The organism is Dyella humicola (assembly GCF_026283945.1).
Lineage (GTDB): Bacteria > Pseudomonadota > Gammaproteobacteria > Xanthomonadales > Rhodanobacteraceae > Dyella > Dyella humicola.
Genome location: NZ_JAPDPC010000001.1, coordinates 762,458 through 775,468 on the forward strand (window position 1 = coordinate 762,458; position 13,011 = coordinate 775,468).

Sequence of the window (13,011 nt, forward strand, 5' to 3'; positions counted from 1 at the left end):
GGTCAAGCGACTCAGAACCTGTTCGCTTACGTCGCAGCGCGACGCCCTGGTATCGCGTGCGACGGTGGTGACCTGGGGCAGGCGGGTGGGGGCATCCGGACGCCGGGAAGCCGATAGCTCCAAGGTTCGTGAGCCCTTTTCGGCGGATTCACTCTGGCGCGTTGAGCGGACGGATCATCCAGGCATCGCCGTATCGCCAAAAGAAAACGGGCCGCGTGAGCGGCCCGTTTCTGTTTGAAGCGAAGCGCGAGGCTTACTTCAGCTTGGCATCGGCGCGCAGCGCTTCGGCCTTGTCGGTCTTTTCCCACGAGAACGCGGTGTAGGTCTTGCCGTCCGGACCCTTCACTTCGTACGGGGTGCGGCCGAAGTGACCGTAGCTCGCGGTCTGCTGATACATCGGATGGACCAGGTCGAGCATCTTGATGATGCCGTACGGACGCAGGTCGAAGTGCTTGCGGATCAGCTTCTCGATCTTCTCGTCGGCGATCTTGCCGGTGCCGAAGGTGGTTACCGAGATCGAGGTCGGCTCGGCCACGCCAATGGCGTAGCTCACCTGCACTTCGCAACGGTCGGCAATGCCGGCGGCCACGATGTTCTTGGCCACGTAGCGCGCGGCATAGGCGGCCGAACGGTCGACCTTGGACGGATCCTTGCCCGAGAACGCGCCACCACCATGACGGGCCCAGCCGCCGTAGGTGTCGACGATGATCTTGCGGCCGGTCAGGCCGCAGTCGCCCACCGGGCCGCCGATCACGAACTTGCCGGTCGGGTTGATATGGAACTTGGTGCCCTTGTGCAGCAGCTTGGCCGGCAGCACGGGCTTCAAGATGTGCTCGCGCACGGCCTCGATCAGGTCCTTCTGCTTCACGCTCGGGTCGTGCTGGGTGGACAGCACCACGGCATCGATAGCCGTCGCCACGCCATCTTCATAGCGCAGGGTGACCTGGCTCTTGGCGTCCGGACGCAGCCACGGCAGCGGCGAATTCTTCTTCTTGCGGACCTTGGCCTGCTGCTCGACCAGACGGTGCGAGTAGTAGATCGCCGCCGGCATGTAGTCCTTGGTTTCGTTGGTCGCGTAGCCGAACATCAGGCCCTGGTCGCCAGCGCCCTGTTCTTCCGGCTTCTTGCGGTCCACGCCCTGGTTGATGTCGGGCGACTGCTTGCCGATCAAGTTCAGCACGCCGCAGGTCTCGCCGTCGAAGCCGACGTCGGAAGAGTCATAGCCGATGTCGACGATGACCTTGCGGGTCAGCGCTTCCAGGTCGATCCAGGCGCTGGTGGTGATTTCGCCGGCGACGATCGCGACGCCCGTCTTCACCATCGTTTCGCAGGCCACGCGCGCACGCGGATCCTGCGCGATGATCGCATCGAGGACGGCATCGGAGATCTGGTCGGCGACCTTGTCCGGGTGGCCTTCGGAAACCGACTCGGAAGTGAAGAGGAAATTGCTCATCGCGGTATATATCCTTCCTTACGGATAGAAAGATGAAAGGGGTGGCGCATGATACACGGGGAACCCCCGTTTTGCAGCCTCAGCATGTCCGCCGGACATGACGATTTCATGCCGATTCAGCCATTTGGACGGCTTTATGGCTCGCTGCAAACGCTTCAAACGGCCATCTGAAGGCGTCTGCAGGCCGGCCAGAGCGGCCGGAGCATAGCGCAGTCGTGTCCCACGGAGGGTGGGAATGGCCAGGGCGATGGCACCCACCCGGGGGTTCCTGAACCATGGCCCGGTTGATTCAGCCGTTCGAGTGCAATCGGCTGAAGCCATCTTCGCTCCAGCCTTCGCTGCCGACGCCGTGGTGCACGAAAAACAGCCCTTCGGGGTCGTACTGGCGTTTCACCGAGGCCAGCCTGGGGTAGTTCGTGCCCCAGAAAGACGTCTGCCAATCGCGCTCGAAATAGTCACTCTCCGATACATAGGAGCCCGCGCCGGGGGCGGCTTTGAGCAGCGCGTCCATGGCTTGGCGAATACGCGCCGCCTCGTCGCGCGCATTGGCCAGATCGGGCTCGGCGTCAGGCATGCCGGGGAAGGCCGGATCGCCTTCGCTGGCGATGATCGCCAGCGCAAAAGCATCCAGAGCCTGGGGATTCATCGCCGTATCGCGAGCCAGGGCTACGGCGTCAGCAGGCGCGCCCGCCAGGCCCTTGTTGAAGTGCAGCGACAAGCCCCAGTGGCGGCTTGCCGCGAACAGGGCGTCGGCCAGCGTCGCCTGCTGATCGCCGCCGAGCAGTGACTGCGGCAGCCAGGCCGAACGGTAGCCGTGGATGAATTGCGCCACCTGTCCTTGGTCTCCAGCCCAGAACACGTGATTCCTTGGGGCGCTGGGGCGACTGTCGGCGACCATCAGGCCGGGCGCATGCTGGCGGAAGAACTCCGCATCCCAGAAATGCCTGGCCGGCAACGCCAGCACCTGAATATCCGAGGTGATGCGATAAGCCCTGCGCGCGCGGACCCAGGCGAGGAAGGGCGCCCACACCTGTTCCGCCGCCGCCTTGTCCAGGCCCTGGAACACCATGGACAGGCGCAAGGTATTGTCGCCGCGAAACACCAGTTGCTCGCCCCAGTGCGGATTGAACAGCGCCTCGCGATAGAAGCCGACAACTTGCGCGATGAGTACGCGGTAGGCCTCGTCCGAATCGGCCTCAATCGCACCGAATACGCCGCCGAAGGCATCTGGCAGATCGTAAGTGCGCAGGGTCAATCGGGTCACCACGCCCAGGCTGCCGCCACCGCCGCCCTTGATGCCCCAGAACAGCTCGGGATGCTGATGCGCGTTGACGACCAGTGCATTGCCATCGGCCGTGACCACCTCGGCTTCGAGCAACCCACCCGACGCCGTGCCGAAGTTCTTCGAAAAACTGCCAAAGCCGCCGCTTTGCACCAGGCCCGCCACACCCACCGTGGTGCAGCCGCCGCCTTGCACGTAGCGGCCACCCTGGGTGGTTACTGCATCGTAGGCGTCGATCCACATCGCACCGGATTGCACGGTCACCGCCGGCAACGGGGCCTGGATGCCTTCGCCGCCCTGGGCCACAAAGGCATCGTGCAGGGTCACGGCGTTCATATGCCGCGTCCAGATCAGCAGCGAATCGGGCGAAGCAGAGGTGCCCTGGTAGCTGTGGCCACCGCCTTTCACGACCAGGCGCAGGCGATGCTGGCGGGCGAAGTTCACCGCCGCCACCACGTCGGAGGTGTTCTGGGCCGCTACGGCATAGACGCTGGGACGGGAGGTCCAGGCATCGGCCCAGCCGCTGGTTTGGGTCAGGGCGGGTTCGTCGCCGATGAAATAAGGATTCTTGATCTGCGCCAACGCCTCGCGGCAGGCGTCGTCGTCGGTCAAGCAACCTTCGAACGGTGAGCGCAGGCGCTGCAGGCGTCCTCCCACCGCCTGCTTCAATTGTTCCCATTGCGCCGCCGATGGCCAGGCCGGGTCACTGGGGCGTACGCGCGAGCGCAGGCGAAGTACGTGCGCAGCGGCGGCCTCCGTGGTCGCACATGCCGGTGACACCAGCCAGGGAAGCAGCGGCAGGGTCAGGGCGGCCTTGAGCAAGTCGCGACGATGCATGTCATTCCCCTTCGAGTTTGGAAGCCGTCACTCTGCGCCGGTCCAGGCGCCGGGCAAGGGCAGGGTGATGAACGGCGGTCCCGCTGTGACGAATAGCGGGGCCGCCGGGACGGCGGAGTGTCACCCGGGACGCGACTGGTCCAGGTGAAGGCGCCAGCCTGGGCGGCAACGTGCGACATGGCCCCAATCAACACGGCGCACCGGGGCTGAAAAGAACGGTGGATGAGGCAGGTGATCTGGGGGATATGGCGCGTTCTTGCGCTGTCCCTGTCGTTGGGCCCGCTGGCGGCCGTTGCGCTGGCGAAGGATGCGGGCCCTGTGCAGTGGAAGCCGGACATCGCACTATGGCTATCCGCGCTGAAGCTGGTGCTTGCCGATTAAGGCTACGAGACGCAGTCGCCGACTCAATAGACCGTGGCCCGCGCCTGCACAAAGGCGAAGAAAAACACCGCATTCGGGTCGTTGCGCACGCTCTGTATTTCCCGCCGCATGCCTTCGACCGTCGCGATGTCGACCTTACCGCTGACCACCAGTTGCTCGGCGGCGGACAGCAGCACTTCTTCCCAGAATTCGATCATCTGCTTGCGCTTGCCGGGCTGGCGATTGTCCAGGTGGAAGCTCTTCACCTCGGTCTGCACGTCGCGATAGCCGCCGGCCAACAGCAGGTTGCCAAGCTTGGCGCCGATGAATGGATCACCACCGCTGTCGTACTGGTGGTCGTTGAAAGCCATCCAGTAACGCAGCAGGTGCGGTGAATAGGGATCGAGGAAGAACGACGAATTGAGCACTTCAGTCACATAGATGACCGAGCCCGGGCTCAACACGCGACGTACTTCGGTCAGCACGCGGGCGGGGCTGGGCATGTGTTCCAGCACCCAGCAAAGGTAGGCCGCGTCGAAGCTGCGCTCGGCAAATGGCAGATCGGTGGCATCGGCGAGCTGAAGCGTGTACCGCGCGCTGCACCACGCCGTCTCCGCGAGATTCCGTTCGGCTGCGGCGAGCTGTGCGGGCGAGCGATCCACGCCGGTGACGTGCAGATTGGGAAAGCGGCGCAGCAGGATCTCCGTCTGCGCGCCCACGCCGCTGCCCACTTCGAGCAGGCGGCTGGCCTCGCTGTAGTCGATGCCGCCGAACAGCTTGGTTTCGAACATGCGCGCCTGACGCATCAGGCGCGATTGCTCCTCCGAAGAGAAGCCGTGGATATAGGGGAACTCACCGGTGACGATGCTGTTCACGATGGCGGACCCTGTCGTCGGACGCCTTTAGCCGGACCGCCACCCTACACCTGTTGGTGTCGACGGAAAGTTGCCGCCTCAGCGGCCGTCTCCGCAGGCTTGTCCGATGCAGGCGGGTGCGGATCGAGGGCTACTCTGTGCTGTAGTCGGGTGCGCATGAACGAAGGCGAGAATGTCACCCAATGTCGGTGCTTCGCTGCGCATCGGCCGCGATAACGCAAACAACACTGCCTCGTGCCCCAGGCCCGGGTACAGCTTGAGTGTCACGTCCTCGTGGTGGTCTTGCATCGTGCGCGCCAGCGAGATTGCGTTAGAGGGGTCGACCTCGTGATCGCTGGCGCCTTGCAGCAGCAACATCGGCGGTTCGGCACCGTGCACGTACGACACCGGCTGGGCGGTTCGCTGCTCAGCCGGCGTGTGACCGAACATACCAAGCATGTCCGTTTCATGGGCAGGAATCGGCATGAAGTCGTAGCAGCCAGCCAGCCCGATAAAGCCGGCCAGGTCTGCCGGGCGGATGCCGTACGCGCCCAGCCACTGCGGATCGGTAGCCACCAGCGCGGCGATCTGGCCGCCGGCCGAGTGCCCCATCACGAAGATATCGTCCGGCGATCCACCCAGTTCGCTCGCGTGCTGATGCGTCCACGCCACCGCGCGCGCGGCGTCCCGCATAAAGCCGTCCATGCGCACCTGGGGATATTTGCGGTAATCGGGGATCACCACGATCACACCCTGCGCCGACAGCGCCGTGCCCACGAAGCGATACCAAGTGCGCTCGCCACGCACCCAGTCGCCGCCGTAAAAGAACACCACTACCGGCGCGTGCTCCGCGTGCGCAGGCGCATAGATATCCAGCGCGAGCTGGTGATCGGCATCGAAGACGATGCCGCGCTGCTGCTCGATGTGCTTGTGCTGATCGGTGGCATTGAGCCCGGCGAAGAGGGTGGCTTGGCAGCCGCTCAGCAGCAAAACGGCGCCCAACACGATCATTCGGCCAAAACGGACGAGCCGCTTCTGATGGGTACGTCTATGGCGGCACTGAATCATGAAGAGGAACGCATGCAGCGGAGCGCCGATGATGCATCAGGGCTGCGCGCAAGGGTTTGCGATCACCGCATGCGATCGCGAGGATTCACGCCGCCAGTCGTTCTCCAGCGCCTAGCGCGGCGAAATAGTCCCGTGTCAGTTGCAGCTGTTCGGCGGCGCATTCGGCGCGATTCACCACGTGGCGGAAGGCGGCATTTTCGGGGCGATCCTTCGCGTACCAGCCCAGGTGCTTGCGCGCGATGCGCACGCCCTGCAGTTCGCCATAGAACGCGTAGAGGTGTTCGAGGTGATGGATCAGAATCTCGCAGACTTCGTGCGGCGCCGGCTCGGGTAGTGTTTCGCCGGTGGCGAGGAAGTGTGAGATCTCGCGGAAGATCCACGGTCGACCTTGCGCGCCGCGACCTACCATCACCGCGTCGGCGCCGGTGACATCGAGCACGTGCTTCGCCTGTCGCGGCGTGACGACGTCACCGTTGGCCAGCACCGGGATACGCACGGCGGCTTTCACCGCCGCGATGGTTTCGTACTCGGCCTCGCCTTCGTACTTGTCGGCACGCGTGCGGCCATGCACGGCCAGGGCGGCAATGCCAGCATCTTCGGCGATCTTTGCAATGGTCAGCGCGTTCTTGTTATCGCGATCCCACCCGGTGCGGATCTTCAGCGTCACCGGCACATCGACCGCATCGACCACCGCCTTGACGATGCGCGCCACCAGCGGCTCGTCCTGCAGCAGGGCCGATCCTGACCACACGTTGCAGACCTTCTTGGCCGGGCAACCCATGTTGATGTCGATGATCTGCGCACCATTGTCGGCGTTGTAGCGCGCTGCCTCGGCCAGCATGGCCGGATCATAGCCAGCGATCTGCACGCTTACCGGCTCGGGTTCGCCGGCATGGTCCATCCGTCGCAGCGACTTGCGCGTTTGCCACAGGCGGGGATCGGATGCAGTCATTTCGGACACAGCCAAGCCCGCACCCAGCCGCTTGCACAGCAGGCGAAACGGTTTGTCGGTGACGCCGGCCATGGGGGCGAGCACCACGTTCGGGTCGATGCGGTAAGGGCCAATCTGCATGCGCGGATTGTAACCGGAGCCAGCTTTTCCTGTAGGAGCGCACCCAGCGGCGCGACCCAGGCCGACTCAGTGCGCGGCCTTCTCCGCCCATACCTGCGCGTTGGCCGGATCATGCTTGTGCTTGAACAGGAACATGAAGAGCACCGCGACCACCAGCGAATACAGCGCAAAGGTGATCCAGATGCCGTGCCAGTCTTTGCTCTGGTCCGCTTGCGTGAAGAACGCCTCGATGATCAGCCCGCTCAGTGAACTGCCCAAGACCGCGCCGATGCCATTGGTCATCAGCATGAACAGGCCCTGCGCGCTGGCGCGGATCGAGGGATCGCTCTGGCCTTCGACGAACAGCGAGCCAGAAATATTGAAGAAATCGAAGGCCATGCCGTAGACGATGCACGACAGCACGATCATCCACAGGCCCGGGCCCGGGTCGCCAAAGGCAAACAGGCCAAAGCGCAGGGTCCAGGCAAACATGCTGATCAGCATCACCGTCTTGATGCCAAAGCGCTTCAGGAAGAACGGAATCGCAAGGATGAACAGCGTCTCGGAAATCTGCGAGATCGACATGATGATGGCTGGGTAACGCACCGCCACCAGGTCCTTGTACGTGCCCATCTTGGCGAAGTCATGCAGGAAGGTGTCGCCGTAGGCATTGGTCAACTGCAGCGAGGCGCCAAGCAGCATCGCAAAGACAAAGAACACCGCCATGCGTGGATCGCGGAACAGCGAGAACGAAGTGAGCCCGAGCGTGTCGAGCAACGACTGGTTGGGCTTGCGCTGGAAACGCGGCGGGCAGGGCGGCAGGGTGAACGCGTACAGGCCCAACAACAGGGCAGCGCCGGAGGCGACATAGAACTGGCCGGACGAGGTTTCCAGGTGCAGCAGGCTCACCGTCCACAGCGCGGCGATGAAGCCCACCGTGCCCCACACGCGGATCGGCGGGTAATCCTTGACGATGTCCTTGCCGTCGCTTTTCAGTGCGTTATAGGCCACCGCGATGGAGAGCGAGATGGTCGGCATGTAGAACATCATGTTGATCAACATCACCCAGAACATCAGCCCCGGCGACTGCACCATCGGCACGCAGAACAGCACCAGTGCGCCGCCGATATGCATCAGGCCGTAGAGCTTCTCCGCGTTGATCCATTTGTCCGCGACCACGCCCATCAGCGACGGCATGAACAACGAGGCGATGCCCATGGTCGAGAAGATCGCGCCGAACTGCGCGCCGGACCACTGCTTGGTCTGGAACCAGTAGGCGCCGATCGTCAGCAGCCATGACCCCCATACGAAGAATTGCAGGAAGTTCATCGCAATCAGGCGCAGTCGGAGATTCATCAGCGTGTTCGTATGAGTTGAAACGGTTGAACGGTAGGGCGGGACACGCTCTTCCGGGCAGGCCAATGGCGATGGCGGCCTGTCGCGGCGATCCCGATGATCCCCTGCATGGCGCCGTGGGCGACCCATGGCCATGTCAAAATAGCCGCCAGCGTAGAGGAATGGGTGCTGGCGCGACAAGTTGCGGTGCCGCGACGCCCGTTCGGACCATTGAGGAGATGAGGCGTGAGTTTGTTCCTGACCATTGCGGTCGTGCACCTGGTAGCCCTGTTGAGCCCGGGTCCCGACTTCTTCTTCGTCTCGCAGACGGCAGTCAGCCGCACCCGCCGTCAGGCCATGTTTGGTGTGGTGGGAATTACCCTGGGCGTCATGGTGTGGTCGGCACTGGCCCTGGCTGGCCTGCAGTTGCTGTTGCAGCGGCTGGCCTGGCTGGAGCGGCTGATTGCCATCGCTGGTGGTCTCTACCTGGCCTGGATGGGCTTCAAAATACTGCGCGGGGCGCTGAGCAAGCCGTCGTCCCCCGGTGAGGAGCAGAAGCCCGTACTGCAGCAGGGCGACTGGGCGACCTTGCGAGCAGGCCTCTTCACCAACCTTTCCAACCCGAAGGTAGTCATCTATTTCGGCAGCGTGTTCTCTGCCTTCCTCGGCGACCGTGTGAGCACCGGCGCCCGCTGGGGCCTGTGGACCATGGTTATCGTCGAAACCATGCTGTGGTTCACGCTGGTGGCTGGTGTGTTTGCACTACCGGCAATGCGCCGCGGCTACCTGAGGCTGTCGCGCTGGATCGACGGGCTGGCGGGCGCGGTATTCGTGTTGTTCGGGCTGCACCTGATCTTTGCCAAGCGCTCGGTCTAACCGCACCCCTTGTAGGTGCGCACCCAGTGCGCGATGGCCGTTACGGCGTCATTGCTTGGTTGGCTTGTCACTCGGGCCATCCTTGGCCCGCGCCCTTCGGGGAGCTGGCGCTGTGCAAACCGGAAGTCCCGCCGGTTTGTCGCGCACAGGGTGCGCTCCTACAGACCGGCTTCAGGGCAATAATTTTCCCGGATTCAGGATGCCATCCGGATCAAACGCCGACTTCACGTTGCGCATCAGCTGCAGCGTGCTGGGTTGCAACGCCAGCGGCATGAACTCGCGCTTGACCAGGCCGATGCCGTGCTCGCCCGAGAGCGTGCCATCCAGCGCGATCACCAGCGCGAACACCTCCGCCAGGCAGGCATGCGCACGTTCGCGCTCTGCCTCGTCGCGCGGCAGCAGGTTGACGTGCAGGTTGCCGTTGCCGGCGTGACCGAAGCTGACGATCAACACGTCGTGCTTCTTCGATAGCTGCTTGATGCCGTCGACCAGCTCGGGCAGCCGGCTCACCGGCACCACCACGTCCTCGTTGATCTTGTTCGGCGAGATGGTGCGTTGCGCGGGTGAGAGCGCCTTGCGGGCGGACCATAGCGCCTGCGTCTCCTCCGCCGTCTCGGCGACACGCAGCTCTTCCAGCCCATCGCCGCGCGCGGCACGTGATACCGCTTCCATCGCGCCGGGCAAGGTATCCGGCTCACCATCCACTTCGACCATCAACATCGCGCCAGCCAGCGGCACCACGTCACCGCCGTAATCACGGGCGAGCTTGAGCGCCACGTCGTCGATGAACTCAAGCGCACACGGCGTGACCGGCTGCGCCATGATCCGCGCCACCGCCCGCGCAGCGGCGCCAACGTCGCGATAGGTGGCGCGCATGGTGCGCAGCCCGGTGGGTTTGGGCGTGAGTTTGAGCGTGGCTTCGGTGATCAGCGCGAGCGTGCCTTCCGAGCCGATCAGTAGACGCGTGAGGTCGTAGCCGGTGGCGCCTTTGCTCGTATACGTGCCGCAGCGGAATCCTTCGCCTGAGCCCGCAACGGCGCGCAGGCCCAGTGTGTTCTCGCGCGGACTGCCGTATTTCACCGTGCGCGGACCCGCCGAATTGCAGGCGAGGTTGCCACCGATGCTGCACCAGGGTGCCGAAGAGGGGTCGGGCGGCCAGAAGAACCCATGGGGTTTCAGTGCCTGCTGCAGATCGCCATTCAGCACGCCCGGTTCCACCACCGCCAAGCGATTGTCCGGATCGATCCGCAGAATGCGGTTCATACGCTCGAAACTCACCACCACGCCGCCATCCACCGGCACCGTGGCGCCGGTAGTATTGGTGCCGCGGCCGCGACCGATCACGGGTACGTGATGGGCACGGCAAGCTTGCACCAGGGCCTCTACCTGCGCGTGCTCGGTAGGGAACACCACGGCATCGGGTTTCGCGTTGCGGCGCGAGTTGTCGTAGGCGTAGGCGAGGCGTTCGGCGTCGCCGGTGGCCAGCGAGGCCTCCGGAAAGTGCGAACGGAGGGTGACAAGCAAGGAGTCGGGAAGGCTCATGCGCGCAGTATCCCACCGGATGCGGCTTGCGCGGGAATCATGCTGGGGCTAGTGCGCGTCGAACGCGCCGCGCAGCCAGTTCATCTGCGTCTGCTCCTCGGGGCCGTCGTAGGTCACCACATCGAAACGACAGGTTCGCTGTGCGTACTTGCCATGGGCGGCAAGCCACAGTTCGGCGGTACGTATCAGCTTTTGCTGCTTGCTGGCAGTGACCGAGGCTGCCGCGCTGCCGTGCGCGGCGCGCAGGCGGTGACGTACCTCGACAAAGACCACGGTGTCGCCGTCGAGCATGATCAGGTCGAGCTCGCCGTGGCGCGTGGTGTAGTTGCGTGCCAGCAGTTTGAGGCCGGCGCGCTGCAGAGCGGCGCCGGCGCGTTCCTCGAAGCGCGCTCCTGCAGCACGCATCAGCCCGGCTCCAATCAGCCCTGGGTGGGCTGATCGTTGGTGGCGGGCGGCGACAATGCCGGCGCGCTATCCATCTGCAGGCTGCCATTAAGCGGACGGGCCAGGCCGTCCTGGAACTTCGCCCACACCAGCACGCGACGCACGCGACCGAACTGGTCAGCGGTGAGCTGACCGCTGGCGCCCGGCAGATAGCTGCCGGGATGCGCGCGCAGCCAGTCGACGTAAGGCGCAAGACTCCAGGCATCCATGCCGAAGGCGAACAGCCGCGCCGACGTGCCGCGCGCGGCTGGCAGCTGCGCGGCGATGTCGCCGTGATTGGGCAGGCCTGGCTGCACGTCAAACAACCACGGCGCGTCGCAGAATTCGACGCCTTCCAGGTCACGGTTGGCACCGGCGTCGTCTACGCCGGCATAGATATGCGAGGTGCCGAACACGGGCAGGTTCACGCGGGCGAGCTTGAGCTGCGGCAGCAGCAGCCGTGCCTGCTGCGGGCGCATGCTGATGAATACACCGGTGGTGTTGGTGCCGCTTGCATCATTGGCGGCGTTGTTGGGGTCACCGCCATCGGTCGGCATGCCCAGCGCGGTGATGGTCGAGGCGTAGTTGACGCCGGTGGCGGCGAGGTTGCCGGTGCCGGCAACTTTGCCGCCGCGGGCCTCCATTTCGGCCTTGAAGGCGGTGGCGGCGCGTTGCGCAAAGTCGTCGTTGCTGACGATGACGAACGCCGTGAGAGTGCCGCGCTCGACCATGTGGTCGGCCGCCTGGGCGCCCTCGGTTTCCGGCAGCAAGCCGAATTCGCTCACGCCATTGGCCGGCAGGCTCTTGTCGTCCGGATGATTCAGCGCGAGCAGGGCCACCGGCAGGTCCGACAGGCCGAACAAGGCGGAAACCTCGCCACGCGTCAGCGGCCCGATTACCAGTTGTGCCCCGTCGGTGACGGCTTGCTGATAAGCCTTGATGGCCGTGGCTGGCGTACCGCCGCTGTCGTATACGCGCACCAGCGGTCGAGGCGCGTGATTGCGTGAGGCATCGGCGTAAGCAGCAAAAAAGCCCTCACGGATAGCCGAGCTCGCCGTGGCGAGATTACCGGTCGCGGGCAACAGCAGGGCGACGCGCGCAGGCATCTTGTAGCCCTCGCGCACATTCGCGCCTTCGCCCGGCATCATGGTGCCGACTTCCTGTTCCAGCGCGGGTTGCTGATGCGCTACCGCGACGCCGAGCTCAGTCAGCGCCTCGTTCACCCACGGCAGCATGCGATCACTTTGCTGCATGGCGCCGGCGCGCTGTTTCAGTGGTTCAGCGCCGAGCTTCACCAGTAGGGCGACCAGCTGTTTGCGATTTTGTGTTTGATCGAGGCCATTGAGCTGGCTGTCCATCTCCACGCGTGAGCGTGCCGCACCCCAGAAGTCGCCGGTCTCCTGCATGGCCTGCGCGCGCAGCTCAAGCAGGCGAAGTTGCAGCGCCGGTGGCACGCTGATGTTCGGTTGCGTGGTGAGCTGCAGGGCGCGATTCGCATCGTGCTGCTTCAGTGCCAACTCGGCTTGCAGCAGGTCGAGGCGAGAGGGTTCATCACCGGTCAGGCGCTGGCGTCGAATATCGTTGGCGAAGGGTGCGGCGCGGTCGAGCTGACCTTCCTGGCGATACGCTTCGGCGGCGAGCAGACGATAGTGATCGGGGCTGCCGGACGTTTTCGCCAGGGCCAGGTACGCCTGTGCCGCATCCTCGAACTTGCCTTGCTGGACGAGCGCATCGGCCTGCTGGCTGGCGGCGATTTCGGCGGGGGAGCGGGTCGCCGTTGGGGGAACGCAGGCGCTGAGTGCGAGTGAAATCAGCAGGGCAACGCCTGCGGCGCGGTACAAGCGCATGGCCAAATCCCTTTCGATCTTTTTGACGACATAGTCGGCGGATGGGCGATGATAGCCCATCGGATTGCCGCCTCGCGGCGGAG

General features: G+C 64.5%; 11 protein-coding genes. 2 read left to right on the forward strand and 9 right to left on the reverse strand.

From position 1 onward, the window contains the following. Positions 1–253: 253 nt before the first annotated feature. Positions 254–1,453, reverse strand: a complete 1,200-nt coding sequence (gene metK / locus OUZ30_RS03265; protein ID WP_121882559.1) for a methionine adenosyltransferase — start codon at positions 1,451–1,453, stop codon at positions 254–256. 289 nt (positions 1,454–1,742) lie between these two features. Further along, entirely contained in the window at positions 1,743–3,572 is a 1,830-nt protein-coding gene (locus OUZ30_RS03270; protein WP_266180744.1) for an FAD-binding oxidoreductase, read from the reverse strand. 222 nt (positions 3,573–3,794) lie between these two features. Between OUZ30_RS03270 and OUZ30_RS03275 the strand changes: the two genes are divergently transcribed. Further along, positions 3,795–3,953 (forward strand): hypothetical protein, encoded by a 159-nt coding sequence (locus tag OUZ30_RS03275; protein WP_266180745.1) that lies wholly within the window; start codon positions 3,795–3,797, stop codon positions 3,951–3,953. A 23-nt stretch (positions 3,954–3,976) separates the two neighbouring features. On the opposite strand, the gene OUZ30_RS03280 is transcribed toward OUZ30_RS03275, so the two are convergent. From OUZ30_RS03280 to OUZ30_RS03295, 4 genes are all read right to left on the reverse strand, one after another. Further along, the gene (locus OUZ30_RS03280) at positions 3,977–4,798 is read right to left on the reverse strand and encodes a class I SAM-dependent methyltransferase (RefSeq protein ID WP_266183085.1); all 822 of its coding nucleotides are present in this window, start codon (positions 4,796–4,798) and stop codon (positions 3,977–3,979) included. Between the two features lie 87 nt (positions 4,799–4,885). Beyond that, positions 4,886–5,797 (reverse strand): alpha/beta hydrolase, encoded by a 912-nt coding sequence (locus OUZ30_RS03285; RefSeq protein ID WP_266180746.1) that lies wholly within the window; start codon positions 5,795–5,797, stop codon positions 4,886–4,888. Between the two features lie 142 nt (positions 5,798–5,939). Then, complete coding sequence (gene dusB, locus OUZ30_RS03290) at positions 5,940–6,926, reverse strand: tRNA dihydrouridine synthase DusB (RefSeq protein ID WP_266180747.1); 987 nt, start codon at positions 6,924–6,926, stop codon at positions 5,940–5,942. A gap of 66 nt (positions 6,927–6,992) precedes the next feature. Then, on the reverse strand, positions 6,993–8,261 hold the full coding sequence (locus OUZ30_RS03295; RefSeq protein WP_266180748.1) for a nucleoside permease: 1,269 nt from the start codon (positions 8,259–8,261) through the stop codon (positions 6,993–6,995). Positions 8,262–8,486: 225 nt separating this feature from the next. On the opposite strand from OUZ30_RS03295, the gene rhtC reads away from it, so the two are divergent. Then, positions 8,487–9,116, forward strand: a complete 630-nt coding sequence (gene rhtC, locus OUZ30_RS03300; RefSeq protein ID WP_266180750.1) for a threonine export protein RhtC — start codon at positions 8,487–8,489, stop codon at positions 9,114–9,116. A 171-nt stretch (positions 9,117–9,287) separates the two neighbouring features. Here the strand turns inward: rhtC and OUZ30_RS03305 are convergent, their stop codons facing one another. Genes OUZ30_RS03305 through OUZ30_RS03315 form a run of 3 tightly spaced genes read right to left on the reverse strand, consistent with a single transcriptional unit; the run spans position 9,288 to position 12,928 of the window. Beyond that, complete coding sequence (locus OUZ30_RS03305) at positions 9,288–10,658, reverse strand: FAD-binding oxidoreductase (protein WP_266180751.1); 1,371 nt, start codon at positions 10,656–10,658, stop codon at positions 9,288–9,290. Positions 10,659–10,706: 48 nt separating this feature from the next. Then, on the reverse strand, positions 10,707–11,063 hold the full coding sequence (locus tag OUZ30_RS03310; protein ID WP_266180752.1) for a YraN family protein: 357 nt from the start codon (positions 11,061–11,063) through the stop codon (positions 10,707–10,709). A gap of 14 nt (positions 11,064–11,077) precedes the next feature. Next, positions 11,078–12,928 carry a penicillin-binding protein activator gene (locus OUZ30_RS03315; protein WP_266180753.1) on the reverse strand — a complete coding sequence of 617 codons (1,851 nt, stop codon included), beginning with the start codon at positions 12,926–12,928 and terminating at the stop codon, positions 11,078–11,080. Positions 12,929–13,011 lie beyond the last annotated feature (83 nt).